The organism is Stappia indica (genome assembly GCF_009789575.1).
Classification (GTDB): domain Bacteria; phylum Pseudomonadota; class Alphaproteobacteria; order Rhizobiales; family Stappiaceae; genus Stappia; species Stappia indica_A.
Genome location: NZ_CP046908.1, coordinates 794,830 through 821,442 on the forward strand (window position 1 = coordinate 794,830; position 26,613 = coordinate 821,442).

22 protein-coding genes and 1 pseudogene are annotated in these 26,613 nt (G+C 66.4%); 6 read left to right on the forward strand and 17 right to left on the reverse strand.

The genetic code is table 11. The annotated features are described in order from the left end of the window. Positions 1-33: 33 nt before the first annotated feature. From GH266_RS03685 to GH266_RS03705, 5 genes are all read right to left on the reverse strand, one after another. Positions 34-384 (reverse strand): AzlD domain-containing protein, encoded by a 351-nt coding sequence (locus GH266_RS03685; protein WP_158192690.1) that lies wholly within the window; start codon positions 382-384, stop codon positions 34-36. Next, positions 381-1,157 (reverse strand): AzlC family ABC transporter permease, encoded by a 777-nt coding sequence (locus tag GH266_RS03690; RefSeq protein WP_158192691.1) that lies wholly within the window; start codon positions 1,155-1,157, stop codon positions 381-383. Before GH266_RS03690 ends, GH266_RS03685 begins: the two co-directional genes overlap by 4 nt. Positions 1,158-1,311: 154 nt before the next feature. Then, positions 1,312-3,738 carry an ATP-dependent Clp protease ATP-binding subunit ClpA gene (gene clpA, locus GH266_RS03695; protein ID WP_158192692.1) on the reverse strand — a complete coding sequence of 809 codons (2,427 nt, stop codon included), beginning with the start codon at positions 3,736-3,738 and terminating at the stop codon, positions 1,312-1,314. A gap of 9 nt (positions 3,739-3,747) precedes the next feature. Beyond that, positions 3,748-4,077 (reverse strand): ATP-dependent Clp protease adapter ClpS, encoded by a 330-nt coding sequence (gene clpS, locus GH266_RS03700; RefSeq protein WP_158192693.1) that lies wholly within the window; start codon positions 4,075-4,077, stop codon positions 3,748-3,750. Between the two features lie 623 nt (positions 4,078-4,700). After that, positions 4,701-5,030: a phasin family protein gene (locus GH266_RS03705; protein ID WP_209001614.1), complete on the reverse strand. Its 330-nt coding sequence runs from the start codon at positions 5,028-5,030 to the stop codon at positions 4,701-4,703. A gap of 646 nt (positions 5,031-5,676) precedes the next feature. Between GH266_RS03705 and GH266_RS03710 the strand changes: the two genes are divergently transcribed. Next, on the forward strand, positions 5,677-7,266 hold the full coding sequence (locus GH266_RS03710; RefSeq protein WP_158192695.1) for a serine hydrolase: 1,590 nt from the start codon (positions 5,677-5,679) through the stop codon (positions 7,264-7,266). Positions 7,267-7,313: 47 nt separating this feature from the next. On the opposite strand, the gene GH266_RS03715 is transcribed toward GH266_RS03710, so the two are convergent. Then, positions 7,314-8,024 carry a DnaJ domain-containing protein gene (locus GH266_RS03715; protein WP_158192696.1) on the reverse strand — a complete coding sequence of 237 codons (711 nt, stop codon included), beginning with the start codon at positions 8,022-8,024 and terminating at the stop codon, positions 7,314-7,316. A gap of 105 nt (positions 8,025-8,129) precedes the next feature. Then, positions 8,130-8,876 carry a vWA domain-containing protein gene (locus GH266_RS03720; protein ID WP_199270434.1) on the reverse strand — a complete coding sequence of 249 codons (747 nt, stop codon included), beginning with the start codon at positions 8,874-8,876 and terminating at the stop codon, positions 8,130-8,132. 152 nt (positions 8,877-9,028) lie between these two features. Here GH266_RS03720 and panC point away from each other — a divergent pair, with 152 nt between their 5' ends. Further along, complete coding sequence (gene panC, locus GH266_RS03725; RefSeq protein WP_158192697.1) at positions 9,029-9,895, forward strand: pantoate--beta-alanine ligase; 867 nt, start codon at positions 9,029-9,031, stop codon at positions 9,893-9,895. A 16-nt stretch (positions 9,896-9,911) separates the two neighbouring features. On the opposite strand, the gene GH266_RS03730 is transcribed toward panC, so the two are convergent. After that, entirely contained in the window at positions 9,912-10,346 is a 435-nt protein-coding gene (locus tag GH266_RS03730; protein ID WP_158192698.1) for a DUF1489 family protein, read from the reverse strand. A gap of 243 nt (positions 10,347-10,589) precedes the next feature. Here GH266_RS03730 and GH266_RS03735 point away from each other — a divergent pair, with 243 nt between their 5' ends. Continuing rightward, a complete protein-coding gene (locus tag GH266_RS03735; RefSeq protein ID WP_158192699.1) occupies positions 10,590-11,579 on the forward strand; it encodes a hypothetical protein in 990 nt (329 codons plus the stop codon). A gap of 46 nt (positions 11,580-11,625) precedes the next feature. Beyond that, positions 11,626-12,558 carry an NAD-dependent epimerase/dehydratase family protein gene (locus tag GH266_RS03740; RefSeq protein ID WP_158192700.1) on the forward strand — a complete coding sequence of 311 codons (933 nt, stop codon included), beginning with the start codon at positions 11,626-11,628 and terminating at the stop codon, positions 12,556-12,558. A gap of 27 nt (positions 12,559-12,585) precedes the next feature. On the opposite strand, the gene GH266_RS03745 is transcribed toward GH266_RS03740, so the two are convergent. The 3 genes from GH266_RS03745 to GH266_RS03755 form a co-directional block, all read right to left on the reverse strand. Then, positions 12,586-14,511 (reverse strand): ATP-binding protein, encoded by a 1,926-nt coding sequence (locus GH266_RS03745; protein ID WP_158192701.1) that lies wholly within the window; start codon positions 14,509-14,511, stop codon positions 12,586-12,588. A 63-nt stretch (positions 14,512-14,574) separates the two neighbouring features. Next, on the reverse strand, positions 14,575-16,182 hold the full coding sequence (locus GH266_RS03750; RefSeq protein WP_158192702.1) for a carboxyl transferase domain-containing protein: 1,608 nt from the start codon (positions 16,180-16,182) through the stop codon (positions 14,575-14,577). A 149-nt stretch (positions 16,183-16,331) separates the two neighbouring features. Continuing rightward, positions 16,332-16,979, reverse strand: a complete 648-nt coding sequence (locus GH266_RS03755; protein WP_158192703.1) for a glutathione S-transferase family protein — start codon at positions 16,977-16,979, stop codon at positions 16,332-16,334. A gap of 107 nt (positions 16,980-17,086) precedes the next feature. Between GH266_RS03755 and GH266_RS03760 the strand changes: the two genes are divergently transcribed. Beyond that, positions 17,087-17,671 carry a hypothetical protein gene (locus GH266_RS03760; protein ID WP_158192704.1) on the forward strand — a complete coding sequence of 195 codons (585 nt, stop codon included), beginning with the start codon at positions 17,087-17,089 and terminating at the stop codon, positions 17,669-17,671. Positions 17,672-17,674: 3 nt separating this feature from the next. On the opposite strand, the gene GH266_RS03765 is transcribed toward GH266_RS03760, so the two are convergent. Together GH266_RS03765 and GH266_RS03770 are read right to left on the reverse strand one after the other, a co-directional pair. Continuing rightward, positions 17,675-18,091, reverse strand: coding sequence for a rhodanese-like domain-containing protein (locus tag GH266_RS03765; protein ID WP_158192705.1), 417 nt, complete (start codon positions 18,089-18,091; stop codon positions 17,675-17,677). A gap of 909 nt (positions 18,092-19,000) precedes the next feature. Then, positions 19,001-20,470 (reverse strand): methyl-accepting chemotaxis protein, encoded by a 1,470-nt coding sequence (locus GH266_RS03770; RefSeq protein ID WP_158192706.1) that lies wholly within the window; start codon positions 20,468-20,470, stop codon positions 19,001-19,003. Between the two features lie 327 nt (positions 20,471-20,797). Here GH266_RS03770 and GH266_RS03775 point away from each other — a divergent pair, with 327 nt between their 5' ends. Then, complete coding sequence (locus GH266_RS03775; RefSeq protein WP_158192707.1) at positions 20,798-21,556, forward strand: DUF599 domain-containing protein; 759 nt, start codon at positions 20,798-20,800, stop codon at positions 21,554-21,556. A gap of 44 nt (positions 21,557-21,600) precedes the next feature. On the opposite strand, the pseudogene GH266_RS23655 reads toward GH266_RS03775, so the two are convergent. From GH266_RS23655 to GH266_RS03795, 4 genes and pseudogenes are all read right to left on the reverse strand, one after another. Beyond that, positions 21,601-22,680: pseudogene (locus tag GH266_RS23655) on the reverse strand (adenylate/guanylate cyclase domain-containing protein); the annotation flags it as partial. Positions 22,681-22,887: 207 nt separating this feature from the next. After that, positions 22,888-24,375 (reverse strand): ribosome biogenesis GTPase Der, encoded by a 1,488-nt coding sequence (der, locus tag GH266_RS03785; RefSeq protein WP_158192709.1) that lies wholly within the window; start codon positions 24,373-24,375, stop codon positions 22,888-22,890. A gap of 143 nt (positions 24,376-24,518) precedes the next feature. Beyond that, on the reverse strand, positions 24,519-25,883 hold the full coding sequence (locus tag GH266_RS03790) for an outer membrane protein assembly factor BamB family protein (protein WP_209001536.1): 1,365 nt from the start codon (positions 25,881-25,883) through the stop codon (positions 24,519-24,521). Continuing rightward, positions 25,883-26,554: a tetratricopeptide repeat protein gene (locus GH266_RS03795; protein ID WP_158192710.1), complete on the reverse strand. Its 672-nt coding sequence runs from the start codon at positions 26,552-26,554 to the stop codon at positions 25,883-25,885. Before GH266_RS03795 ends, GH266_RS03790 begins: the two co-directional genes overlap by 1 nt. Between the last annotated feature and the right edge of the window lie 59 nt (positions 26,555-26,613).

Consider the following 26,613-nt stretch of genomic DNA (forward strand, 5'->3'; position numbering starts at 1 on the left):
TGTCAGCAGTCCATCCTGCCAGGCCCGTTGTCCTCAGCCAAGATCCAGCAGCAGCCAGCCGCCGATCAGCACCACCTCGCCGACCGCAACGCCCACCACCACCTTCTGCCGCGAGGCGAAGAAGGCGGCAAAGCCGCAGGCGGCCGCGACAATGCGCAGCGCCACCGGCGCGCTCTGCAGGGCGCCGGCGGGAAACAGGATCAGCTTGGCGATCACACCGGCGACCAGCGCGGTCGCGATGGAGCGCACGAAGATCATCACCTCGCTGTCCTCGCGCAGCTTGCCGCTGGCGAAGACGCCGAGCCAGCGCCAGATGTCGGTGGCGAGCCAGCCCGCCACCACGATCATCACATAGGGCCACCACCAGGCATCGGCAGCACTCATCGCAGCCCCCTTCGCGCGATCCGCGTGCCGACATAGGCGAGCGTGCCGCCGACCAGCCCGGTCCACAACAGGTCGAGCCCCGGCATGTAGAGATGGAACAGCGGCCCGAGCAGCAGGCCGATGGCCATCGCCGCCTTGTCGGCGGAAATGCGTGCCGCACCCCACAGCGAGCACAGGAAATAGACCGGCGTCAGCATGAACAGCGCTGCCGAGGGCAGCAGCGGCATGTCGTCCACCAGCACATAGGCAATGCCGGTCATGCAGAAGACGAAAACGGTCAGGCTGGCGCCGAAGCCGAGGAAGAACGGCAGCCGCGCCTCGCGCGGGTGGTCCTCCAGGTAGCGCATGGCCCAGACCCAGGCGGTGACGGCGACGAAATGCGAGGCGATCAGCAGCTGCCAGCGCCGCGTCCGGCCCTCCACCCGCAAGACCGGCATCAGGGCCATGGTCATCGGCATCAGGCGCACCGAGGCGAGCGCAACGGCAATGGCGGCCGGCACCAACCCCATGCCGGCGGTGATCGCGCCGGTGAGCACCACGACGCTCGGCAGCGCCCAGACGAAGCCGACCATGGCCAGCGTCTCGCCGAGGGTGAAGCCGCTTTCGCGGGCAAGGCCGGCATAGCCGACAAAGGCGGCGGCAAGGATGAGCGCGGGAATGGAAACCGCCGCCCGGACCCCGCGCAGGACCCACGCGCGCGCGGGCAGCGGGTCGCCGCCGTCCGGGTGGTGGCCGGGCAAAGGTTCGGGCGATGCGGACGGGGGCGTCGGCATGAAACGAGACCGCAAGACTTGGCGCCGGCTCCGGGAGGGGGAGCGGCAAGGAGAATATCCTACCTAGCAGGTTGGCGCAGAAATGCAAAACGGCGCCGCAGGGGCGCCGTTCCGCGAGGCCGCACGCAAGCGCGGCGATGATCGTCCGCCGCCCTCAGTCGGCCAGCGGCACCTTCGGGACGAGGCTCTTCTTGGCCGAACCGCCCTTCTTCGGCGGAGCGGCGGCCTCGGTCTTCTTGGCCGCCGGCTTGCGGCGACGCTTCGGCCGGGCGGCCTTGGGCTTTTCCGCCTTCGGCTTGACCGGGGCGTCCTCGACCGTCTCCAGCAGCAGGCCGGCGGCATCTTCCGACACCGAAACCTTGACCGTGCCGCCCTTCTTGAGCTTGCCGAACAGCACCTCGTCGGCCAGCGGCCGCTTGATGTGCTCCTGGATCACCCGGGCGAGCGGCCGGGCGCCCATGCGCTCGTCGTAGCCCTTGTCGGCCAGCCAGGCGATGGCATTCTCGGTCAGCTCGAACGTCACGCCGCGGTCGGCCAGCTGCGCCTCCAGCTGCATGACGAACTTCTCGACGATGCGGTGCACGACCTCCATCGGCAGGCTGCCGAAGGCGACGACCGCGTCGAGACGGTTGCGGAACTCCGGCGTGAACAGGCGGTTGATCGCCTCCTGGTCCTCGCCTTCGCGCTTGACCCGGTTGAAGCCGATGGGCGGCTTGGCCATGTCCGAGGCGCCCGCATTGGTCGTCATGATCAGGATGACATTGCGGAAGTCGACCTGCTTGCCGTTGTGGTCGGTCAGCCGGCCGTGGTCCATCACCTGCAGCAGGATGTTGAACAGGTCCGGATGCGCCTTCTCGATCTCGTCCAGAAGCAGCACGCAATGCGGATGCTGGTCGACGCCATCGGTGAGCAAGCCGCCCTGGTCGAAGCCGACATAGCCGGGAGGTGCGCCGATCAGCCGCGAGACCGTGTGGCGCTCCATGTATTCCGACATGTCGAAGCGCAGCAGCTCGACGCCGAGCGAGGAGGCAAGCTGGCGGGCCACCTCGGTCTTGCCGACGCCGGTCGGGCCGGAGAACAGGTAGTTGCCGATCGGCTTGTCCGGCTCGCGCAGGCCCGCACGGGCCAGCTTGATGGCGCTCGCCAGCGTCTCGATGGCATCGTTCTGGCCGTAGACCATGCGCTTCAACGTGGCGTTCAGGTTCGACAGCACCTCCTCGTCGGACTTGGAGACCGACTTCGGCGGGATGCGCGCCATCGAGGCGACCGTGGTCTCGATCTCCTTGACGCCGATGGTCTTGCGGCGGCGCGCCTCGGGAACGAGCTTTTGCGAGGCGCCGGACTCGTCGATCACATCGATGGCCTTGTCCGGCAGCTTGCGGTCGTTGATGTAGCGGGCCGACAACTCCACCGCGGTCTTGATCGCCTCGTTGGTGTAGCGGACCTTGTGGAAGGTCTCGAAATAGGGCTTGAGGCCCTTGAGGATCTCCACCGTGTCCGAGATGGTCGGCTCGTTGACGTCGATCTTCTGGAACCGGCGCAGCAGGGCGCGGTCCTTCTCGAAGAACTGGCGATACTCCTTGTAGGTGGTCGAGCCGACGCAGCGGATCGAACCGGAGGCGAGCGCCGGCTTGAGCAGGTTCGAGGCGTCCATCGCCCCACCCGAGGTGGCGCCGGCTCCGATCACCGTGTGGATCTCGTCGATGAACATCACGGCGCCCGGATATTCCTCGATCTCCTTGACCACCTGCTTGAGGCGCTCCTCGAAGTCGCCGCGATAGCGGGTGCCGGCGAGCAGCGCGCCCATGTCGAGCGAGAAGATCGTGGCGTCCATCAGGACGTCCGGCACGTCGCCGTCGACGATGCGCTTGGCGAGACCTTCCGCAATGGCGGTCTTGCCGACGCCCGGGTCGCCGACGAAGAGCGGATTGTTCTTCGAGCGGCGGCACAGGATCTGGATGGTGCGCGAGATCTCGGCATCGCGGCCGATCAGCGGATCGATGCGGCCGGACTTCGCCTTCTCGTTGAGATTGACGCAGTAGGCCTCAAGCGCATCCGTCTTCTGCTTGGGCTTTTCCACGCCCTCCTCCGTCGCAGCTTCCTCGTCGGCGCCGCGAACGGGACGTGCTTCGGACATGCCGGCGCGCTTGGCAATGCCATGGGAGATGTAGTTGACCGCGTCGTAGCGGGTCATGTCCTGTTCCTGCAGGAAATAGGCCGCGTGGCTTTCCCGCTCGGCGAAGATGGCGACGAGCACGTTGGCGCCCGTCACTTCTTCCCGGCCCGACGACTGGACATGGATCACGGCGCGCTGGATGACGCGCTGGAACCCGGCCGTCGGCTTTGAATCGTCATCGCCGTCGATGACGAGGTTCTCGAGTTCGGTGTCGATATATTCGACGAGATTGCGCTTGAGGACGTCGAGATCGACGTTGCAGGCGCGCATGACGGCGGCCGCGTCCTGATCGTCGATCAGCGCGAGGAGCAGGTGCTCCAAGGTCGCGTATTCCTGCTGTCGCTCGTTCGCGAACGAGAGCGCCTGGTGCAGGGCCTTTTCGAGGCTTCGGGAAAATGACGGCACGGGCGACCCCTATTTCTTTTCCATCACGCACTGCAGAGGATGCTGGTGTTTGCGGGCAAAGTCCATGACCTGAGTGACCTTGGTCTCTGCCACCTCGTAGGTGAAAACACCGCATTCCCCGACGCCGTGGTGATGGACGTGCAACATGATGCGCGTGGCTTCTTCGCGGTTCTTCTGGAAGAACCGCTCCACCACGTGCACGACGAATTCCATCGGCGTGTAGTCGTCGTTCAGCAACAAAACGCGATACAGGTTCGGCCGTTTGGCGACGGTCCGCGTCTTGGTGACGAGCTCGTTGCCCGTGTCGTCACCATTGCCGCGCTGAGGTCCGTTGGTCATTGGCTCTCCATCGCCCTCTGCGGGCCCCTGTCTGGCGCCCTATCCGGCAACGGGTTTCCGTCCATGAGCGGCCCGGACCCCCGTGTTGTTCTTGCGGTCACGCTCTGCGCCTTTCTCGCTTCCAAACCTCGCCGCGGCGGGCCCGCGGGCTCAGCCCGCCCGGAAAGCCGAGGAAAACCGGCGCCGTCGGCGCCGACCGGACCCTCGCCTTCCGGCTGCCGGTCCTACCAGCATGGGCGGAGTCGGAGCGTGTGTCCTGTCCGCCGTTGCGGCAAGCCGGAGATGGCAGCGTTCTGCATCCCTGTTCGGGAAATCCGTGCCGCGACCGCGACGCGAACGGTCTTGCCCCAGTTAGCCGGCCCCTTGCGGCGGCCGCTTGGGCAATCGTGCCCGCGCGCTTCGTTAATGTATGGCATCCTGCGCCAAGCTCAATGGCACGCTTGCGCATTCGCAAAAGGGTCACGCGGAATTGTCGGCAGGCAGGAGATAAGACGCTGCGCAAAACGGCGCGCTTGTGCGATTGGCGCGAAGCAGCGCGCCAAAACGAAAAAGACCCGCAGGTTTTGCCTGCGGGTCAAAAGTCCGGCGGCGAACCGCCGGGATCGTCCTGGGAGACGTAAAGCTTACTTGGCGACCTTCGAGAAGGCGCTCTCGTACGGCTTGTACGCGTCCTTGGCCAGGTCGCTGTACATCTCGCCGATCTTGGTGACTTCGCCGACGAAGCCCTCATAGGCGGTCTTCACGTACTCGCTCTGGGCCTCGAAGGCCTTGTCGAGCGACTTCGCGGACACCAGCTTCTCGACGGCGGCGGAGCCGGTCTCGAAGGACTTCTTCTGGTAGTCGGCAACTTCCGAGGCAATCGCCTGGAAGCCCTTGGTCATGGCGCCGAAGCTCTGCATCATGACGTCCATGTTGTCCTTGCCGAGCTTCTGCATGTCGTCGAAATTGTTCATCATTGGTGACCTCTGAGCGTTTGTCGTGCAGGCCTAACGGCCTTGTGAATTGCCCCGGTTTTCCGGTCCGGTCCGGCCTCGCCGGTTCCGGCACGCGATGTGCCCGAATGTCCGGACGTCAGCGGAAAATCCTCTTCGGACCTTCCCCAAGCACGCCTCAGCGTCGAGCCTTGCGATAACAGTTTCAGATATATGCAATGCACAAATTTTGTCAAGAGTTCTTTCGCACTGCAACATAGCCGGCACAGGAAGGTTTCCTTGGGGTTTTCCCCTCACCTCGCCTGCCCCTTCCCGTCCAAGTCACGGGGATCGCTGGCCTTTTCCACCGCACTTGCACAAGGGCGACGCATTGGGCACGGTTTCGCCCGTCCGGGAGAGCGTCCGGTAACGGCGCATTAACTGCCTTTTGCGAGTCTCGGCAGCATCGGAGCCGACGACAAGTCGGCCAAAAATCTCGAAAACCGGTTTCGTGCAATGGTCGTGTTTGGACATTCGTAACCGTATTTCGGGCATGATGAGGCAAGACGCGGGGCATCCGGCCGGGGCTGGCGGGGATCCGGATCGCAACGCAAACGAAACACCTGGACCCGAGTGGGGTAAAATTGTGCTGAGTAAAGGTGTGCGGCGCGTCGGACGCGCATTTGCAATGGGAACCCGGGGAGCGCTTCTGGCCGCAGTGGCTCTGGCCCTCACCGCGATGCTTTCCGCTCCCGCCTTCGCCAACTCGAAATATTCGGGGATCGTCGTCGACGTGAAGTCGGGACGGACCCTGTACAGCTACAAGGCCGACACGGCCCGCTATCCGGCCTCGCTGACCAAGATCATGACGCTCTATGTCCTGTTCGAGGAGCTTGAGGCCGGCCGCATGTCGCTGCAGACGCCGCTGAAGGTGTCCAAGCACGCCGCCAGCCGTCCGCCGTCCAAGCTGGGCCTGAAGCCGGGCAGCACCATCAAGGTCAAGGACGCGATCATGGCGCTGGTGACGAAGTCGGCCAACGACGTTGCCGTCGTCGTCGCCGAGAATGTCGGCGGTTCCGTGCCGGCCTTCGCGCAGCGCATGACCCGCACCGCCCGCCAGATCGGCATGAAGCGCACCACGTTCCACAACCCGTCGGGCCTGCCGGACAACCGGCAGAAGACCACGGCCCGCGACATGGCCCTGCTCGGCCGCGCGATCCAGGAGCGTTTCCCGAAGTATTACAAGTACTTCAACACCCGCGTTTACACCTACAAGGGTCGTCGCTACGGCAACCACAACCGCCTGCTCGGCCGTGTGAAGGGTGTCGACGGCATCAAGACCGGCTACATCCGCGCCTCGGGCTTCAACCTGGTCACCAACGTCAACACCGGCGGCCGGCACGTCGTCGCCGTGGTGATGGGCGGACGCACCGGCGCCTCGCGCAATGCCCAGATGGAAAAGCTGATCGCGCAATACCTGCCGAAGGCGACCCGCGGCAAGCGCACCGCGCCGATGCTGGTTGCCCGCGCCGAGACCCCGGCCGACACGCCGAAGGTGACGCCGAAGCCGCTGGCCTTCGCCGAGCTGCGCAACGTGCCCGTGCCCGGCCTCAAGCCGCAGGAACAGCTGATGCGCGTCGCAGCTCTCAGCCAGCCGGCAACCGCCATTCCGGTCGCCGCGCCTGCGGTCCCTGCCGCCCCGGCAGCCCGCGCAACCGAAAGCGCCTCCGACATCGTCACCGGCTCCATCGCACCGGTGCCGCAGAAGCCGGACCTGAAGGCCATCCTGCGCCGCAAGGCAATGCAGGTCGCCGCTGCCGACCTGGCGCCGCAGCCGGTCGCCGCGCCGCGCTCGCCGGCCGTGCGCTCCGTGCGCACCCAGACCATCCGCGTTGCCGCGCTCGGCGACGAGGTGGTGGCCACCGCCCTGCCCGATCCGGCGCAGGCGCAGGCACACGTGACCGCCGATCTGCCGGACGCACCGGCCAACGCCTCGGTCACCGTTGCTGCCAACAACGCCGCCGACCCGATGCCGGGCTGGCAGGTGCAGATCGCCGCTGCCGAAAGCGAGGACGCGGCCGTCAGCATGCTCAAGAAGGCGCAGGGTGCGCTCGGCTCCAAGCTGCGCGGCTACGACCCCTATACCGAGCCGGTCGATTCCGGCGGCGCCACCCTCTATCGCGCCCGCTTCGTCGGGTTCGAGACCAAGACCGCGGCTTGGAACGCCTGCCGCGACCTGAAGCAGAAGCGGTTCAACTGCTACGCAGTGTATCAGTAGGACGTCAGCCCATCACCCAGATCAACTTGTCACGCGTACTGGTGAGTTCAATGACGATCGAGAAGCAGGTCCTTCGCCTCGTTGAGTTTGGCGGCGAGAAATCCGCTCCCTCCCTGGTCGGGATGGACGCGTTTCATAAGGCGGCGGTGCGCCGCCCGGATTTCCGCCTCGCCGGCGCCGGGAGAAAGCCCCAGAACCTCGTAGGCCTCCTGCTCGGTCATGGCGCCCGTGCCCGGCGGGCTTCCATGCCCCGCTGCGGCATCCGCCTCGAAGTCTACACGCCAACCGGGCTCCCGGCGGTCGAGATAAGCCTCAAATAGGGCGCGGCTGTCCGGATCCCCGGACAGCTCGCCATAAAGAGCCGAAAGCTCCTCGCGCGACAGGCTGTCGAGGGTTCGCCCCTCGAAGCGACCGACCAGAACCTCGCCCGCCATGGCACCGCTGTCATGGTCGAGACGCATCTCCAGGAAAGCGGAGCGCACCGTCGAGGTCGCTCCGCTTTCGCCGTTCTGGCCCTCGCCTGCCGGCCGGAACCCGCGGGCGCGCCGCAGGCCCAGCAGCGTCAGGCCGAAGCCGCCGGCCAGCATCGCCAGATCGATGCGCCGGAAGAACAGCATCGCCGCCGCCGCGACGAGAAGGACGATGCCGCCCGCCGTCTTCATCTGGCGGACGAGATCGGACGGATTGGCCCGTGTCGTGTAATGCGCAAGCGTCAGCAGCAGGGCCAGAAGCCCGATGCCGAGCAGGAAAAATCCCATGCCTGTCCTCGTCTTTCGGAATCTTGCAGGTGCCGGCACTATAGTGTCTGTCGCGCCCCTGCGGGAACGCCCGCTCGCGGCAGCTTGCCACAGCCGGATCGCGCCTCAGCCAAGATGCTGCAGCAGCCGCTTCGCCCCGCCATCGCCCCCGCGCGTCAGCCGCTCCAGCCCCTCGCGCCCGGCCGCCGCATAGACCGCCGCCGCCTTGAGCAGCTCGGCAAGCTCGCGCGCCGAAGAGCCGTCGAGGCGGAAATGCGCGCCTCGCGTCAGCCGGGCGATCTCGCGAAAGGCGGTCTCGGCATGGGCGTCCGCCCCGTCCTGGAAGATGAAGGCCGGCACGCCGAGCAGGCCGAGTTCCCCGGCCCTTGCGCACAGCGCGTCGACATCCTCCTCCACGCAGTCGCCGATATAGACGAGCGCCTGCACCTTGCGCCGGCGGGTCTCGTCGATGGTGTGGCGGAGCACCTTGCGGATCTGGGTCTGGCCGCCGCGGCAGTCGATGCGGGTCATCAGCCGGGCGAGCGCCTCGCCGTCGCCCACCCATTTGGAGGCGGCGCACTCGCCGAAGCCGCGGAAATAGACGAGCTGCATGGCAAGCCGGCCGACCTTGCCGGCGGCGGCAAACATCTCGCCCTGGATCGTGCAGGCCCGGTCCCAGGTCGGCTGGCGGCTCATCGTCGCGTCGAGCGCGATCACCAGACGCCCGGCCGTCGCGACATCGCGGGTCGCCTGGGCCGCGCCGATGAAGGCGGAAATCTCGCTTCTGGCGGAGGGCGCAGGCGCCTTGCCCCCGCTGGTCCCGGCCGGGGCGCGGCTGCGCGTCTTCTCCATCCTGCGGTCGTCGTCCACCATCCCTCCTCGCCGTTCCAACACGCTCTGCAGTCAGTCGTCTTTGATATGGCGCCCATTGCGGAAAAATCCAAACCGCGACCGCAAAAGGCGTTAAACACCGTACCCGGCGCCGGCACGGGAGCGGCGTCGCACACTGGAGGATACCGCAAGACATGACCAGGCCGAGGGTTCACGAGACCGTTGCAGACCTGCGCCAGCACATCGCCGCCGCACGCGCTGCCGGACACCGCATCGCCTTGGTGCCGACCATGGGCGCCCTGCACGAGGGCCACCTGTCGCTGGTGCGCGCAGCCCGCGAACAGGCCGGCCACGTCATCGTCTCGATCTTCGTCAATCCCGCCCAGTTCGCCCCGACCGAGGATTTCGACGCCTATCCCCGCGACAACGAAGCCGACATCCGCATGCTGGAGGACCTGTCGGTCGAGGGCGTGTTCCTGCCCTCGGTCGCCGAGATGTACCCGCATGGCTTTGCCACCGGCATCACCGTCGGCGGCCCGTCGGCAGGGTTGGAGAGCATCACCCGCCCGCATTTCTTCAACGGCATGGCCATCGTCGTTGCCAAGCTGCTGCTCGCCGCCCTGCCCGATATCGCCGTGTTCGGCGAGAAGGACTACCAGCAGCTTGCCGTCGTGCGCCGCTTCGTCGCCGATCTCGGCATCCCGACGGATATCCTCGGCGCCCCGACCGTGCGCGAGGCGGACGGCCTCGCCATGTCCTCGCGCAACCGCTATCTCGACGCCGATGCCCGCCGGACGGCCGCGCTGATCCCGCAGGTGTTGAGGCAGGCGATCGCCCGCATCGAGGCCGGCGAGCCGGTGGCGACGGTGCTGGCGGACGGCACTGCGCAGCTCGCCAAGGGAGGCTTTTCGGTCGACTATCTGGAACTGTGCGATGCCGTAACGCTGGCGCCGGTCGGACCGGACAGCACGAATGCCCGCCTGCTGGTCGCGGCAAAGCTGGGCAAGACGCGGCTGATCGACAACATGGCGGTCGCGCGTCCGACCGCCGGGTGGGCCTGAACCGGGAAAGAGCGCGTCAGATCAGGCAGAGTTCGGCGAGTTCCCGGCGCATCGTCTCGGGGATGTCGCCGCCGCCGGACAGCTTGCGAATATCGGGCGGCGCATCGTCCGGCGTGAGATAGCGCCAGCCCTGGAACGGACGGCGCGGCTGCGGCCGCGTCGGGTGCAGCACCGGCTCCAGCACCAATTGGCAGCGCTTGACGCCGGCCGCATCGGTGAAGGGGCGGATGTCGACGAGGTGCTGGCGCGCCTGGATCGTGCCCTTGATCACCCAGTAGAGCGAGCCGCCGTCCAGCAGCTCCTCGCGCCGGGTCGGGATCATCCTGGTGGTGTGATATTGCTCGGCCGCCTCGCCGCGCGCACGCTTCTCCTCCAGGCGGAAATCGATCCAGGCCTGGAGATCCTCGATGGCGTCGACGCCGACGCAGAGTTTGAGAAGATGAAGCGGCATGATCCCCTGTTATAGGGCTCCGCGCGCGCCGGCAAACCCGCAAGTCCCCGCCCTGCCCGCTATGCACAGGCGATGCACCCGACCGGTTCGACGAACGCCCCGCACGGGAGGAGGCCAAGATGTCTGGAAAAGAAGCAGGCTCCTGTCGAGTTATCGTTGAAATGGCATATTTCCGCCTCCAACATAGATGCGTATTGCCCACCCTGACATGTATTGCCTGAAGCGCATCGAACGGCTCTCACAATGCCCTATTTCAAGATAATACTGATCTTCGCAATCCTTGTTGTGGCATCTCTATTGCCAATCCCGAAATGGAATGAGCAGCCGCAGCCGCCAACTCCCAAGCAGGAAGAACAGCCGCAACCGGATTGCTCGATGAAAATCATCCTGTCGATGGTTGATGAATCCGTGCTTTACTGTGATCGGCGCCGGGCGAACTGCCGAAAGGAAAATATCCGCGCTGTTCTAACCGATCAAGGCAGCCAGGATCCCTTCAATGTCTTTGCCAGGGATGCCGAGACCGCCGTCATCGACGCCACCCAGAAAGCTTTTTGCACCCACGACACCGCAACACTTCCAGTGGTGGAACTGCATTTCATCAAACTCGGTCTCATCGGCAACGAAAGTCGGAAAGCTCAGTTCTACTCACTCATGAGCCCAATCAAAGGCTCGTATGCGGACATCCAGATCGACAACGAGCGCAATAGAATTGCGGCAACCATCATCTGGAATCCTGTTGTTATGCTGCGAGACCAGATGAGCGTGGAACGGCACGATCTCGGGAAAAAGAACCCGTACATTCAAGCATACTTCGGAGGCCACCCCTCCCCAATAGACGAAAAAAAACTAAAATATTATACGAATGTATTCATCGAAACTGTCATCTTGGCCAAAACCCAGGAAGAAAAAGATGCGGAAAGAACGAAATTTCGAAAAGGCGCTCCTCCATTCATCTACACGCTCATAGAAAAGAGCGAGGGGAGGATACGGAACTCCACGCTCGGCTCTCCCCGGCTGGGAAGTCACGACAGATCTCCAGAAGCGATGATCCGCCAAACCGCGGAAGAATTGATCTCCGCCTCCCGCCCCGGGTATTCCGCAATGGCAAGGGCTGCGATCGAACGACGGCTTGAGGACGACACGACGATCCCGCTGAAGAGCATCGACGAGATCGACCGCCCAGATATTCGGGAGCTCTATCGGGCGGGCAAGTGGGGCGCACCGTCTCGGTGAAAAACCGCTCGCCATAACGGGGGTGAAGATTTGCGATCAGTCGGCCATGGCAGTGCTTGCACGCGCGCCCGGCCGGCCTATCTCCTTGCGCATGAACATCTTTCTCACCGGCGGATCGGGCACGATCGGACGCGCCGTTCTCACCAGACTGATCGAACGCGGACACAAGGTCACGGCGCTGGCCCGTTCGCAGGCGAGCGCCGCGCTCCTGCAGGACGCCGGGGCGCAGCCGCTGCGGGGCGACATCGGCGACACCGCCACCTGGTGCGCGACCGCTCTGGCGGGCGATGCCCTCATCCACCTTGCCAACAGTTTCGACAGCGACGCAAAGGCGGCCGAAGAGGCCCTTGCGACGATCCTGGAGCGAACCCTGCCGGGACGCGGCTCTCCCTTCCGCTTCGTCTATACCGGCGGCATCTGGCTCTATCCGGATGCCCCACCGGCTCCGCTGCGCGAGAGCGTGCCCTTCTCGCCGATCCCCGCCTTCGACCATGTCGCCGAGACGATAGGCAGGCTGGAACGGATCGACGCCCTGTCGCTCGCGGTTGTACATCCCGCCCTCGTCTGCGCGCCCGGTGCCGGGCCGCTGGAGGCGATGGCCGAGGCGGCGAGGACTGGCCAGCCTTTTGTCACCCGCGCCGGATCCGGCACGTTGTGGCCATTGGTCGAGGCCGGCGACCTGGCCGACCTTTATGTGCGGGCCGTGGAATCGCAGGAGCAGTTGGCCGTCTTCGGTTGCGGGGTCGAGGCCGTTGCCGTCGGCCCCCTTGCCGCTCTCGTCGGCCGGCGCCTGGGCACGACGCTGTCGCTGGAGCGGGAGCCGGCGCCCACCGACTTGCCGCCGGACCTCGACATCTCCGCCGGCTATGCCCTGTCGCAACGGGTTTCGGGCGAAACGGCCAGGCAGCGGCTCGGTTGGCAGCCACGCTTCACCGACGCCGAAAGCCTCGTCCGCGCGCTTATCTCCGCATCGGACTGAGCCGGCCCGCACCGGACCGCGCCGGGATCAGTCCTCGTCCGCGAGCGCCACCACCGGCGCGCCCTGGTCGACCTGCGCGCCTTCCGTGACGAAGACCGTCTCGACGGTGCCGTCGCGCGGCGCGGTGATGGCGTGTTCCATCTTCATCGCCTCGACCACGGCCAGCCGCGCGCCCTTTTCCACCCGGTCGCCGGGCGCCACATCGACAGCGATCACCTTGCCGTGCATCGGCGCCTTGACGGCGGATGCGCCTTCCGCGTCCTCTGCGACACGGGCGAGATGATCGACGAGGGCCACGCGCACGGCACGCCCCGCCTCAACCGCGTAGGTGCCGCGGTCGCTGCGCACCACGCGGCACGCGCCGGAAGCTGCCCCGCCGGCGACGGAAGCGGTACCGCCCTGCCACTCGATGGCGACCTCGCGCGGCTCGCCATCCACCTCGACGCGAACGCCGGTCTGCCGGCGGCCGGTGAGCTCGAACGCATTTGTTGCCGCGAAGGGGTCCTGCCAGCCGGAGGTCTCGGCCGCGGCTTCCGGCAGCACCAGCGCGGCGACGGCCGCGGCGATGGTCTCCTCGCCCACCTCGCCGGCCGTCAGCCGGGCAAGGTCGCGGTCGATGAGCCCGGTATCGAAGCCGCCCCGGCGCACATCCTCATGCGCCACCAGCGCGGCCAGGAAGGCGAGATTGTTCTTCGGGCCGGCGATCAGCGAGCGTTCGAACTGCGCGGCCAGCCGGTCGAGCGCCGTCTGCCGGTCGGGTCCGTAGGCGATCAGCTTGGCGATCATCGGGTCGTAGAAGGCGGAGATTTCCGCCCCCGTCTCGACGCCGGTATCGATGCGAACGCCTTCGCAGTCAGGCAGTTCCAGCAGATCGAGCCGGCCGGTCGAGGGAAGAAATCCCGTGTCCGGGTCCTCCGCGTAGAGCCGCACCTCGACCGCATGGCCGCTGATGGCGATCTCGTCCTGCGACAGCGGCAGGCCTTCGCCGGAGGCGACGCGGAACTGCCACTCGACCAGGTCCTGGCCGGTGATCATCTCCGTCACCGGGTGCTCGACCTGCAGCCGGGTGTTCATTTCCATGAACCAGAATCCGTCCGGACGCAGGGTCCCCGAGCCATCGGCGATGAACTCGATGGTGCCGGCGCCCGCATAGTTGACGGCCTTGGCCGCCGCGACGGCGGCCGCGCCCATGGCAGCGCGCGTCTCCAGCGTCATGCCGGGAGCCGGCGCCTCCTCCAGCACCTTCTGGTGTCGGCGCTGTGCCGAGCAGTCGCGCTCGAACAGGTGCACGGCATTGCCCTTGCCGTCGCCGAAGACCTGGATCTCGATATGGCGCGGGTTGAGGACAAATTTCTCGATCAGCACGCGGGCATCGCCGAAGGCGGACTTCGCCTCGCGCTGCGCCGAGGCGAGCGCCGCCTCGAACTCGATCGCCTTGTCCACGCGGCGCATGCCCTTGCCGCCGCCGCCGGCAACCGCCTTGATCAGGACCGGATAGCCGATCTCATAGGCCTTCTGCTTGAGGAACTCGGCTTCCTGCCGCTCGCCGTGATAGCCCGGCACCACCGGCACGCCGGCCTTCTCCATCAGGGACTTTGCGCCATCCTTGAGCCCCATGGCGCGGATGGCAGAGGCCGAAGGACCGACGAAGACGATGCCGGCCGCCGCGCAAGCCTCTGCAAAGGCGGCATTTTCCGACAGGAAGCCGTAGCCGGGATGGATCGAGGCCGCGCCGGTCGCCCTGGCCGCCTCAAGGATGCGCTCTCCGACCAGATAGCTCTCCGAGCTCGGCGAGGGACCGATGGCGACCGCCTCGTCCGCCATGCGCACATGCAGCGCGTCGCGGTCGGCCTCGGAATAGACGGCGATGGTGCGCAGGCCGAGACGGCGCGCGGTCTTGATGATGCGGCAGGCGATTTCCCCGCGATTGGCAATCAGCACCGAGTCCAGCATGGGGTGGGTCCTCGTTGAAATGGGCAAGGCGAGCGGGGCCGCACATGCGCCCCGCGACGGGGATTACATGCGGAAGACGCCGAAGCGGGTCTCCGGCACCGGCGCGTTGAGCGTGGACGAGAAGGCAAGGCCCAGCACCGTGCGGGTCTCCTCCGGCAGGATGATGCCGTCGTCCCACATGCGCGCCGTGGCGTAGTAGGGATGGCCCTCCGCCTCGTATTTCTCGCGGATCGGCGCCTTGAAGGCCGCCTCCTCCTCCGGGCTCCAGCTGCCGCCGTCGGCCTCGATATTGTCGCGCCGGACGGTGGCCAGAACGCTGGCCGCCTGCTCGCCGCCCATCACGGATATCCTCGCGTTCGGCCACATGAACAGGTAGCGCGGAGCGTAGGCGCGCCCGCACATGCCGTAGTTGCCCGCGCCATAGGAACCGCCAACGATTACAGTGACCTTGGGCACCTTGGCGCAGGCAACGGCCGTGACCAGCTTCGCCCCGTCCTTGGCAATCCCGCCCGCTTCATATTCACGCCCCACCATGAAGCCTGTAATATTCTGCAGGAACAGCAGCGGAATGCGGCGCTGGCAGCACAGCTCGACGAAATGCGCGCCCTTCACGGCCGATTCCGAAAACAGGATGCCGTTGTTGGCGATGATGCCGACTGGAATACCGTGGATGCGGGCAAAGCCGGTCACCAGCGTGGTGCCGTAATTCGCCTTGAACTCGTCGAGCTCCGAGCCGTCGACGATGCGGGCGATGACCTCGCGGATATCGTACTGCTTCTTGAGGTCCACCGGCACGACCGCGTCGAGATCGCGCGGATCGACCGCCGGTGCGCGCACCGGAGCAAGTGCCAGGTCCGGCGCCTTGGTGCTGTTGAGATTGGCGACGATGCGGCGCGCCTGGGCCAGCGCCTGATCGTCGTCGACCGCGTAGTGGTCGGCAACGCCGGAGACGCGGGTATGCACCTCGGCACCGCCCAGGTCCTCGGCCGAAACCTCCTCGCCGGTCGCCGCCTTGACGAGCGGCGGGCCGGCCAGGAAGATCGTCCCCTGCTGCCGCACGATGATGGTTTCATCAGACATTGCAGGCACATAGGCACCGCCTGCAGTGCACGAGCCCATGACCACCGCGATCTGCGGGATGCCCATGGACGACATGTTGGCCTGGTTGAAGAAGATCCGGCCGAAATGGTCGCGGTCGGGAAAGACCTCGGTCTGGTTGGGCAGGTTGGCGCCGCCGGAATCGACCAGATAGATGCACGGCAGCCGGTTCTCCATCGCGATTTCCTGGGCCCGCAGATGCTTGCGCACGGTCATCGGATAGTAGGTGCCGCCCTTGATGGTGGCGTCGTTGCACACGATCATGCAGTCGCGGCCCGATACCCGGCCGATGCCGGTGATGAGCCCCGCCCCGTGAATGGCATCGTCATAGAGTCCGTGGGCGGCGAGCGCGCCGATTTCCAGGAAGGGGCTGCCGGGATCGAGCAGACGGGCGACGCGCTCGCGCGGAAGCAGCTTTCCGCGCGACAGATGCCGCTGGCGCGCCCGCTCGGGACCGCCGAGCGCGGCCGTGCGGCGCTTGTCGAGAAGGTCGGCGCGAAGTCCGGCCCAGGCGGCGCGGTTGGCCTCCACCTCCGGCCCGTGGGTCGTGGAATTGCTGCGCAGGATCGCCACCTGGTCGTCCCCCCGGTTGCTGCCGGGATGGGGCGGCGGGCGCCCCTCCCGAGCTTGTCGATTTCATGCTGCGACGGACAGTGAATGACGCTTACGTTTTAGTCAATACCATCCATATATGCGCGTTATTTCAATAGCTTGCTCGACATTCAATCAACCTCGTCCGCATCTACGACCCAGGTTTCGTTCGCCGCGCCCTCCCGCCACTCCACAAGGATGGGGTGGGCCATGACCGCCTCGGCATAGGCGCGCTCGACCTCGCCCATCGGCAGAAGGTAGGTGAGAAAGCGGCTGACGACGGGCGCGAAGAAGCAGTCGGCGGCAGAAAAGGCGCCGAACAGGAAATCCCCCTCGCCGGCATGGGCGGCGCGGCACTCCCGCCAGATCTCGCAAACCCGCGCGATGTCGCGCGCAGCGTCCGGCGAGCGCGGATGCGGCGAAGGCCTGCGCCGCAGGTTCATCGGGTAATGCCCGCGAAGGTCCGGAAAACCGGAATGGAATTCGGCGCAGATCGAGCGCGCCCGCGCCCGCGCCGCCCGGTCCTGCGGCCACAGCCGGCCGGCGGGGGCAAGTTCCGCCAGATACTCGATGATCGCCAGCGAATCCCATACGGCAAGGTCGCCGTCGACCAGCACCGGCACCCGCGCCGCCGGAGAGACTTCCCTGACCCGATTGGCGAATTCCGGCGTGTCCAGCGGCACCAGCACCTCCTCGAAGGCGAGCCCGGAAAGCTTCGCCGCCGCCCAGGCCCGCAGCGACCAGGAGGAGTAGGTCTTGTTGCCGATCACCAGTCTCATGCACTGTCTCCCGCACAATTCGGCGCAATAACGCCGGCATCACGCAATCCTTCGTAAATCTGACAGGGTTAGAGTGACAGCCTCAATCCCCGCTCCGGCAAGGTCCGATGATCCCGTTCGTGTTGCAAGCCTTCAGACTGGCGCTCGCTGCGAGCATGCCGCTTTTCGCCGTCATCGCCGGCACGGCTGTCCCCGCCGGTGCGGAAGGCCAGGCCTACCGCGTAGCCAACACCGCCGTGGTGCGCGGAAACGAGGCGCGCCTGGAGGTGCAGCCCGGAGAGCTCACCCAGCGCATCGTGTATATCGAACGTCGGGAGAACGACGAAGAGCTGCTGCTCGACATCGGTACCCCCTTGAAATTATGGCGAATTCCCGACGGACTGGCGCGGATCGCATGGCCGCACAGCGAGGGGATGTCGCTGTCGCGCGAAGACGCCATCGCCCTCGCGGGCCGCGAGAGCGCCGCCGACGTGCTCGCCTGGGGGGCGGATGTCAGCTGGCCGGGGATCGGCCCGGTGCTGCTTATCCTCTTCGAGGCCGGGCCGGAGAGCTATGGCGGGCTGCTGTCCAGCGCCCCGTCCGGCATCGCCGTGATGCGGCAGATGATGTTCCAGACGGTGGACCCGCGAGCGCGCCCGCGCAACACTGCCGCTACCGAGCGCCCCATCGGGGTCGAAACGCTACCCGACTGATCTTCAAGCCTTTTTCGGCGCACTTCCGGGCAGGTCGACGGGTCCGCCGGCCTCCCGCCAGGCAGAAAAGCCGCCGGCGACATGCGCGACCGGGGCAAGGCCCATCTGCTGCACGGCATGGGTCGCCAGCGCCGAACGCCAGCCGGCGGCGCAGAAGAAGACGAACCGCTTTTCCTCGCCGAAGACCGGCTTGAAATACGGGCTTTCCGGGTCGATCCAGAACTCCAGCATGCCGCGCGGCGCATGCACGGCACCGGGGACACGGCCCTCGCGCTCCAATTCGCGGATGTCGCGGATATCCACGAAGACGACACCGGGATCGCCATGCAGCACCACGGCCTCACCGACCTCCAGCGTTTCGACGGCGGCATTGGCCTCCTCGAGCAAGGCCTTGTATCCCTTGGTGATCTGTCCCGCCATCGCTCTCTCCCTGCACTCCGGCACGCGCCGCCCGGCTCCCGGGCGAGGCCGCCATGTTTGCCGAGCCGCTGCCGCAGGGCAAGCCCTGTCCCCGCCGGAAACGCCCCTGCACCCGGCCGAAAGACGCGAAAAGGGCGCGGATTTCTCCGCGCCCTCCGCAATTCCTGCAGTTCGATGACGTGACCGCCATGCGCCTCCGCTTTTCGCGGGCGCTCTATCGTCTAGTTGGCGATGGCCACGGTCGCGGGGGTGACATCCCCGCCGAACACATACATCAGCGCAAGCGCGCCACCCGCCAGGAGAACGACCCAAGCCGTTACACCCCAACAGGATTTCTGAACCTGTTCGTCCATGAAGATCCTTGTTGCCCGAGTGTGGCGGCGCGTGTTTTGCCCCCCGCGCCGCGTTCGGTCCGAAGCGGGATTTAACGATTTGGCAATTATTTCGCAAGCGCAAAAAATGTGCGAGCTGACCTGCACGTCACGCATGACAGTTCGATGACCCTCGCCAATCCTCTCGCGATTTTTGCGCGGAGGCGTCTCGAAATTTTGCGACGAGCTCTCGAAATTCGCCGAAATCCGTATCAATTTTTGCGAGATTTCGAGACTCGCCTCTCGAAATCGCCACCCGGCCTCTCCGCCGAAAACGGGGATAAGCGCCGCCGCAGACAAACAGTCAACCGGACACGCAGCCAACGGGGATAGCCGGCAAGCGTACTCCAATTATTTTTGCCGGGAGTTTGCGCGCGCGGGGCGCTGCTCGCCGGCTACGGGAGCATGGACACAGGGTCCTAAGCCAGATCGTGAGAACGAACCGGACCGGAGCCCGATCCGAAAGGTCTTGTCCGGCGGCTGCTGGCTCGCCCCAGCCGCCGGGCTTATACTCGATCAGCAAGGCTCGCAGGTCTCCTCACGCGATGGAGCGGGAGGCCTCGCGCACCTTCACCGTCGCCTGCTCGACCCGCTCGGTCTCCGCCGAAAGCGACTGCATGTTGCCGCTGATCGCGACGACGCCTGCATGGGCCTGCTGCATATTGCCGGAAATATCGCGGGTCACGGCGGACTGCTCCTCGATCGCCGCCGCGACGCTTGCCGAGATGTCGCTGATCTCCTGGATGATCTTCATGATCGCATGGATGGAGCCTTCCGCCTGGGACGAGGACTCCTGCACGGAGACGATGCGTGCGTTGATGTCTTCGGTCGCCTTCGAGGTCTGGGCCGCAAGGTTCTTGACCTCGCCGGCCACCACGGCAAAGCCCTTGCCGGCCTCGCCAGCACGCGCGGCCTCGATGGTGGCGTTGAGCGCCAGGAGATTGGTCTGCGAGGCAATGGTGTCGATCAGTTCCAGCACCTCGCCGATCTTGCGGGCGTTGGCGGCAAGCCCGGTCATGACGGCAGAGGAATTGCGCGCCTCCTCGACGGCGCGTCCGGCCACATGCATGGCCTGGTCGACCTGCCGGTTGATCTCGCCGATGGAGGCGACGAGTTCCTCGGTCGCCGAGGCGACCGCCTGCACATTGCCCGAAGCCTGCAGGGACGAGGCGGATGCGTCGGTCGCCTGGGCGCTCGCCAGGGTAATCGCGGCAACGACGGAGTCCAGATCGCCGTCGATCTGCTTCTGGACGGCTTCGCGGCGCCTGCGCAACTGCACCTGGGCCGTGCGATCGGTGGCGAACTTGACGACCTTAACCGGCTTGCCGTCCTCATCGAGGATCGGGTTGTAGCTGGCCTGGATCCAGACTTCCTTGCCGCCCTTGCCGAAGCGGAGAAACTCGTCCGCCTGGTAGCGGCCGGCGCGCAGCTCCTCCCAGAACCCGCGATACTCCGGGCTGCGAGCGTACTCCTCGCTGACGAACATGCGGTGGTTCTTGCCGACGATCTCATCGAGGCGATAGCCCATGGCCTGCAGGAAGTTGTCGTTGGCGTCCAGGATCGTGCCGTCCATGGCGAAGCTGATCACCGCCTGCGAGCGGCGGATCGCCTCGATCTCGCCGGCCACTTCCAGGTTGTGCCGCTTTGCATCGCTGATGTCCGAGGCGATCTTGACCACCTTCACCGTGCGCCCTGCCCGGTCGAAGACCGGCGTATAGGTCGCCTGCAGCCAGATATCCCGTCCGTCCTTGCCGATGCGGCGGAACTCGCCGGCGTATTTCTCGCCGCGCGCGAGCTGTGTCCAGAACGCACGATACTCGGCACTGTCGCGCTCGCTCGGCCGCACGAACATGCGATGATGCTTGCCGCGGATTTCCTCCAGCGCATAGCCGACCGCCTTCAGGAAATTCTCGTTCGCATCGATGATCGTGCCGTCCGGCTTGAATTCGATCAGCGCCTGCGACCTGCCGATCGCCTCGATGAACGCCGTCTTCCCGCTGTAAAACATGGAGTCATTCTCCCAAGAAAAAATCTATGGGAACGTAGCGTAAGACGAATGAAAAAAGTGCTAATCCAAAGTCCTAAGCAGAACGACACGTAATAATACTATAGAACTAGAAATATATAAAATCTTATCGAAATAACTTATGATATATAAGCAATAACCCCAAGGAAGGAAGGCGCTTCCTCGAGGAAAAAAGAGAAGGAAGTCATAAGTAGAATGCCGGAGCAAAAAATTCGCGCGGACCGTGGACCACCGCCGCAGGGTGGTTGATCCGCACCGCGCACGAGGCCAGACTTCGCAGGCAACGCAACGCAAGCGCGGGGACCCTGCATGATCGATCTGGCCGGAACGGATCTGGCGGCGCTGGCCTGGTTCATCGCCGCCTGGCTGTGCTTCAACGTGGTGGTCGAGCTGTCGCCGCTGAAGACGCGCACCCTCTCCCACCAGATGAACATGCATCGCCGCGGCTGGATGGAGATGATGAGCCGCCGGCCGGTGCGGATCATGGATGTGGGGATCGCCGCCGGCCTGCAGCAGGGCACCGGCTTCTTCGCCTCCACCTCGCTGCTGGCCATCGGCGGCTGTTTCGCCCTGCTCACCTCGACCGACTCGATCCTCAAGATGATGAGCGACCTCGGCCTGAAGGGCGGCGGCAACCCGGCGCTGTGGGAGCTGAAGGTGATCGGCCTGACGCTGATCTACGCTTATGCGTTCTTCAAGTTCGGCTGGGCCTACCGGCTGTTCAACTACGCCACGATCCTGATGGGCGCGATGCCGGAGGAGAACGCGCCCGAGCTGCATCGCCGTGTCTTTGCGGAGAAGGCGGCCGGGATCATGGTGCTCGCCGGAACCCACTTCAATCGCGGCCAGCGGGCGTTCTTCTTCTCGGTCGGCTATCTCGGCTGGTTCGCAGACCCGCGCCTGTTCATGGCGACCACGCTCTTCGTCGTCTGCGTGCTCGCCCGCCGTCAGTTCGCCTCGAGGGCGAGGGCGCTGGCCGAATCCTTGCACAAGCTGCCGTCGGCGCCGATCGAGCCGGACGGCGGCATGAAGACGGCGACCGGCTCCTCGAACCCCTTCACCCGGTAGCTGCCGAGCGCTCCGGCACGGCAGCCCATCAGGTCGGCAATGGCTTCCGAGACGAGAATGTCCTGCTCCAGGTCGCGGGTCAGCCCGGCGATGCGCGAGGCCAGGTTGACCACCGGCCCGACGACCGTGAAGTCGAGCCGCGCCTCGGCGCCGACATTGCCGAAGAAGACGTCGCCCGCATGCAGGGCGATGCCGACGCGCAGCGGTGGCTTTTCGGCGCAGCAGTCGCGGTTCATCTCGGCGAGCGAGGCGCTGGCCTGACGCGCGGCCAGCAGCGCCTGGCGTGCCGCGCCACGGGCGCTGTCCTCGCTGCCATAGGGGAAGACGGCCATCACCTCGTCGCCGATGAACTTCAGCACCTCGCCGTCATGCGCCTCCACCGCCCGGGTGACCACATCGAAATAGGCGTTGAGCAGCTTGATCAGCTTGTCGCCGGGGATGGCGTTGGAGAGCTCGGTGAAGCCGCGCAGGTCGAAGAAGCCGACCACGGCGGAAATCGTCTCGCCGTCGCCGCGGGTGACCGTGCCCGCCAGCACCCGCGCGCCCGCACGCCGGCCGACATAGGTGTCGAGCAGCGTGTGGCTCATGCGCTTCAGGGTGTAGAGTTCGCACAGGAGCGCCAGCGGCCGGGCGATGGTCTCCAGCAGCGAGATTTCCGAACCGGTGAAGCCGCCCTGGCGACGGGTGGCGAAGGTGACGCCCTTCACCGAACCGTCGGAAAACGGCAGCGGCAACGCGATATAGTCGGTGTATCCGGCCTCCAGCAGCTCCGGCACGATGCCGTAGGCCGGCAGATCGCCGCCGGCGCGCAGGCGAATGCGCACGCTGCGGCGCTCTGAAAACACCACCTTGAACGGGCTGTTGTCGTAAGCCTTGATGCTTTCCGGCGTTTCCATGTAGCGGCGAAGCTCGATGCCCCTCTCCGCCGTCCAGGTGATGCCTTCCGTGCGCACATTGGGATGCAGCACGGAAATGCCGGTAACGACCCGGTCGACCTGGATGCCGGCCTCGTTGAGCCGCATCGCCAGCGTCTCGACCAGCGTCGAGACCTCCTCCACCTGCACCGCGTCGCCATGGAGCCACTCCATGACCTCGGCGGCGACGAGACTTGCACTGATTGTCATGCGCGGCGCCCCTTCGGCATTGCTCCGCCGGCATCCGCAATACCGGCGGCCGGCCCGCGCCGCATAGGGCACGAGCGAACGGCTTGCGTGCAGGCCCGCCCCGCGCGCGTGGTGTCATGTGGTGCGCGAGGGCGCGGAAGGGAAGATGTGCAAGGCACCCTTCCCTTCACAAGATCCTGATCCCAGGCTCTGAGCCCTGGCCTGATCCTAGTGGATCTTGCGCTTTTTCGCCTTCGCCGCATAGGGGTTCTCGCCCTTGCGATAGCTGAGGCGGATCGGCGTGCCGGGCATGTTGAAGGTCTCGCGCAGGCCGTTGACCAGATAGCGCGTGTAGCTTTCCGGCAGCACCTCGGGGCGCGAGCAGAAGACGACGAAATGCGGCGGGCGCGCCTTCACCTGGGTGACGTAGCGCAGCTTGATGCGCCGGCCGGCCACCGCCGGGGGCGGATGGTGGACGAGAACGCCGTCGAGCCAGCGGTTGAGCCGCGAGGTCGACACGCGCCGGTTCCACATGTCGTAGGACTGGAAGGCGGCGTCCATCAGCCTGTCGAGACCGCGCCCGTGCAGGCCCGACAGGGTGACGATGCGCACGCCGCGGATCTGGTTGAGATAGCGTTCGGACGCATCGGAGATGCGCTGCATCGCCTCGGCGTGGTCCTCGATCAGGTCCCACTTGTTGATGGCGATCACCAGGGCGCGACCCTCGCGGGCGACGAGATCGATGATCTGCAGATCCTGCTTCTCGAAGGGAATGGTCGCGTCCAGCGTGACGATGACCACCTCGGCGAACTTGATCGCGCGCAGCGCATCGGCGACGGAGAGCTTTTCCAGCTTCTCCTGCACCCGCGCCTTGCGGCGAATGCCGGCGGTGTCGAACATCTTCACGTGCCGGTCGCGCCAGACCCAGTCGACGGAGATGGAATCGCGCGTGATGCCGGCCTCCGGGCCGGTGAGCAGGCGCTCTTCGCCCAGGAACCGGTTGATCAGCGTCGACTTGCCCGCATTGGGGCGGCCGACGACGGCCACGCGCAAGGGACGCTGGGCACTGCCGGCGGGCGGGCCCTTGTCCTCTTCCTCCACGACCTCGCCATCCTCGTCGGTGGCAAGCTCCACGTCGGTCTCGGCGATCTCGCCCGGCGGCAGCGCCGCTTCCGCGGCCCGCGCCTCGGCGGCGATCAGGGCTTCCTCGCGCTCCTCCACCGCGTCGACCACCGGCCGCAGCGCCTGGTAGAGATCGGCAAGGCCCTCGCCATGCTCGGCGGACATGGCCACCGGCTCGCCGAAGCCGAGGCTGTAGGCCTCGTAGAGCCCGCTCTCGCCCGAGCGCCCTTCCGCCTTGTTGGCGACCAGGATGACGGTCTTGTCGCTCCGCCGCAGCACGTTGGCGAAATGGCTGTCGCTCGGCGTGATGCCGGCGCGCGCATCGATCACGAAGAGCACCGCATCGGCATCGGCGATGGCCTCGTCGGTCTGGGCGCGCATCCGCCCCTCGAGGCTGGCGGCGTCCGCCTCCTCGAGGCCCGCGGTGTCGAGGATGGTGAAGCGCAGGTCGCCGAGGCGGGCGTCGCCCGGACGGCGGTCGCGGGTCACGCCCGGCGTGTCGTCCACCAAGGCCAGCCGCTTGCCCACGAGACGGTTGAAAAGGGTGGACTTGCCGACGTTCGGGCGTCCGATGATGGCGATCTTGGCAGGCACTGTCCTGTAACCCCGGAAATGGCGAAAGCCCCCGGCGGAATACACCCGCCGCGGGCCTGGATCAAATGAAGCATCCCGCGCCGGCATTGGCGCGGGATGCGGGAAACGAAGGAGCCGGCCGGGCGATGCGCGCCCGCGCCCCGTCAGTTGAACGCGACGACGTCGCCCTTGGAGGTGATGGTCACCATCCGCCCCCCGGCGATGATCGGCGTCACATAGATGTCTTCCGATGTCTGCGACACCCCGAGCACGCGGCCCGAGGCGGCATCCACCCGCACCAGGCGGCCATCGCTGGAGGCGGCGACGAGCACGCCGTTGGCGAGCACCGGGCCGGCCCAGTTGATGCGGCTCTTCTTCTTGCCCTCGACATTCGGCAGCACGGTGCGCCACAGCGGGTTGCCGGTGGAGCGCTCCAGCGCGACCATACGGTCCTCGATATCGATCAGGAACACGCTGCCGCCGGAGACGATCGGCGTGTGCAGCGAGCCGACATCCTGCTCCCACACGCGCTCGCCGTTGCGCAGCCGCGAGGCGACGAGACGGCCGGACACGCCGGAGGAGAAGACCATGTCGCCGTTGACGACGGGGCTGGCCGAAACATCGGTGAAGCCGGACACCGCACGGGTGCGGTAAGAGCGGGTCACGCCCTCGACCCATTTCGGCTCGCCGCTCTTCATGTCGAGCGCCATCACCTCGCCGGAGGTGAAGGGAACGATGACGGTGCCGCCGGAAATCGCCGGATTGGCGAAGGCGAGCAAGCCGCTGCTTTCGGCGATGCCGGCATAGGTCCAGCGCTCGGCGCCGTCGTCCTGCGCGGCCGCATGGACCTCGCCGGTCTGGGTGACGGCGACGACCGTGCCGCCGGCCGCGGCCGGAGCCTGACGGGCCGGTGCGTTGATGCTCTTGGTCCACAGCACCGCGCCGGAGGACGCATCCAGCGCCACGAGCTGGCTGTAGCCGGTGGCGACGAAGACGCGGCCGCCATCGACGGCGACGCCGCCGCCGGAGGCGACACCGCTCTCGCCCTCGGGACGCAGCGAACGGCGCCACAGGCGGCCGCCATTGGTCGACAGCGCGGTCACGTCGCCGTTCTGGTTGTAGACGAAGATGCGGCCATTGTCGGAAACGGGACGCGCGGCGATGCGCACGGTGCCGGAGAACACGCCGCCGCCGCTGCCGCCGACAGAGGCGCGCCAGGCGCGGCCGCCGGAGATCGAGGCCGAGACATTGCCGGAATTGTTGCCGGCATCACCCCCGCCCTGCCGCCATACGACGGAGCTGGCCGAGCCGATGCTGGCCGCCTTGTTGCCGCCCTCGGCGACCGGGACGGTATTGTCGAACAGCGCTTCGCGCTCGCCCGGCAGCACCGTCTCCTTGGAGAAGGGATTGAGATCGGAAAGGGACGAGCAGCCGACCAGCGCCAGCGCCGCCAGCGACAGGGTCGCGGCGCGAAGGAGGGGGCGGGATCCGCTGCGGTCGAGCGCGTGAATGTTCGGGCGCATGGTCATCAGGAGCCCTCCCCGGCCGGCTTGCCTTCGGCGGCATCGATCAGGTCCAGCAGGGTGCGGGCGCGCGAGGCGACGTCGCCGGGGGCTCCCTCCTGGTCGAGAATGCCGCCGAGCCAGCGGCGCGCGGCGGCAGGGTCGTTCTGCTTCCAGGCGGACAGGGCCAGCGCTTCGCGGGCGAGGAAGCGCCAGGCATTGTCGTCGCCCGACAGCGCCTCGAGACGCTGCGAGGCGCCCTGGTAATCCTCAAGGTCGAGCGACAGGTAGCCCGCGCGCAGGCGGGCAATGTCGCGAAGCAGCGGCGCAGCGCTGTTGTCTGCGGCAACCGCGTCGAAGGCCGCGATGGCACCGGCCTTGTCGTCCGCCTGCGCCTTCAGCGCGGCGGCGCGCATGCCGGCCAGCTGCGGATAGCCGCCGGGGCCGTCCGCCAGGTCCGCCAGCCGCGCCTCGGCCTCTGCAAAATTGCCCTGATCGGCAAGCCGGGCGGCGCTCACGTAGATATCGCCGGCCTCGCGGCCCACGCTCTCCTGCCAGTAGAGCCAGCCGCGCCAGCCGGCCGTGCCGGCAACGATGAGGACGGCAACGGCGATCAGGTAGGTCCCGAAACGGTTCCACAGGCGCTTGTAGCGCTCGTGCCTGATCTCCTCGTCGACCTCGCGAAAAATGTCGGACATACGCTGCGAATTCCCGATACTTGAGAAATGCGCCGCCCGGTCTGCCGGTGCGGCGCGGC

Coding starts and splice junctions, on each gene's coding strand:
- GH266_RS03685 (WP_158192690.1), bottom strand. CDS start 384: ATGAGTGCTGCCGATGCCTGGTGGTGGCCCTATGTGATGATCGTGGTG.
- GH266_RS03690 (WP_158192691.1), bottom strand. CDS start 1,157: ATGCCGACGCCCCCGTCCGCATCGCCCGAACCTTTGCCCGGCCACCAC.
- clpS (WP_158192693.1), bottom strand. CDS start 4,077: ATGACCAACGGACCTCAGCGCGGCAATGGTGACGACACGGGCAACGAG.
- GH266_RS03705 (WP_209001614.1), bottom strand. CDS start 5,030: ATGAACAATTTCGACGACATGCAGAAGCTCGGCAAGGACAACATGGAC.
- GH266_RS03710 (WP_158192695.1), top strand. CDS start 5,677: ATGGGAACCCGGGGAGCGCTTCTGGCCGCAGTGGCTCTGGCCCTCACC.
- GH266_RS03715 (WP_158192696.1), bottom strand. CDS start 8,024: ATGGGATTTTTCCTGCTCGGCATCGGGCTTCTGGCCCTGCTGCTGACG.
- GH266_RS03720 (WP_199270434.1), bottom strand. CDS start 8,876: ATGGTGGACGACGACCGCAGGATGGAGAAGACGCGCAGCCGCGCCCCG.
- panC (WP_158192697.1), top strand. CDS start 9,029: ATGACCAGGCCGAGGGTTCACGAGACCGTTGCAGACCTGCGCCAGCAC.
- GH266_RS03730 (WP_158192698.1), bottom strand. CDS start 10,346: ATGCCGCTTCATCTTCTCAAACTCTGCGTCGGCGTCGACGCCATCGAG.
- GH266_RS03735 (WP_158192699.1), top strand. CDS start 10,590: ATGCCCTATTTCAAGATAATACTGATCTTCGCAATCCTTGTTGTGGCA.
- GH266_RS03740 (WP_158192700.1), top strand. CDS start 11,626: ATGGCAGTGCTTGCACGCGCGCCCGGCCGGCCTATCTCCTTGCGCATG.
- GH266_RS03745 (WP_158192701.1), bottom strand. CDS start 14,511: ATGCTGGACTCGGTGCTGATTGCCAATCGCGGGGAAATCGCCTGCCGC.
- GH266_RS03755 (WP_158192703.1), bottom strand. CDS start 16,979: ATGAGACTGGTGATCGGCAACAAGACCTACTCCTCCTGGTCGCTGCGG.
- GH266_RS03760 (WP_158192704.1), top strand. CDS start 17,087: ATGATCCCGTTCGTGTTGCAAGCCTTCAGACTGGCGCTCGCTGCGAGC.
- GH266_RS03765 (WP_158192705.1), bottom strand. CDS start 18,091: ATGGCGGGACAGATCACCAAGGGATACAAGGCCTTGCTCGAGGAGGCC.
- GH266_RS03770 (WP_158192706.1), bottom strand. CDS start 20,470: ATGTTTTACAGCGGGAAGACGGCGTTCATCGAGGCGATCGGCAGGTCG.
- GH266_RS03775 (WP_158192707.1), top strand. CDS start 20,798: ATGATCGATCTGGCCGGAACGGATCTGGCGGCGCTGGCCTGGTTCATC.
- GH266_RS03790 (WP_209001536.1), bottom strand. CDS start 25,883: ATGACCATGCGCCCGAACATTCACGCGCTCGACCGCAGCGGATCCCGC.
- GH266_RS03795 (WP_158192710.1), bottom strand. CDS start 26,554: ATGTCCGACATTTTTCGCGAGGTCGACGAGGAGATCAGGCACGAGCGC.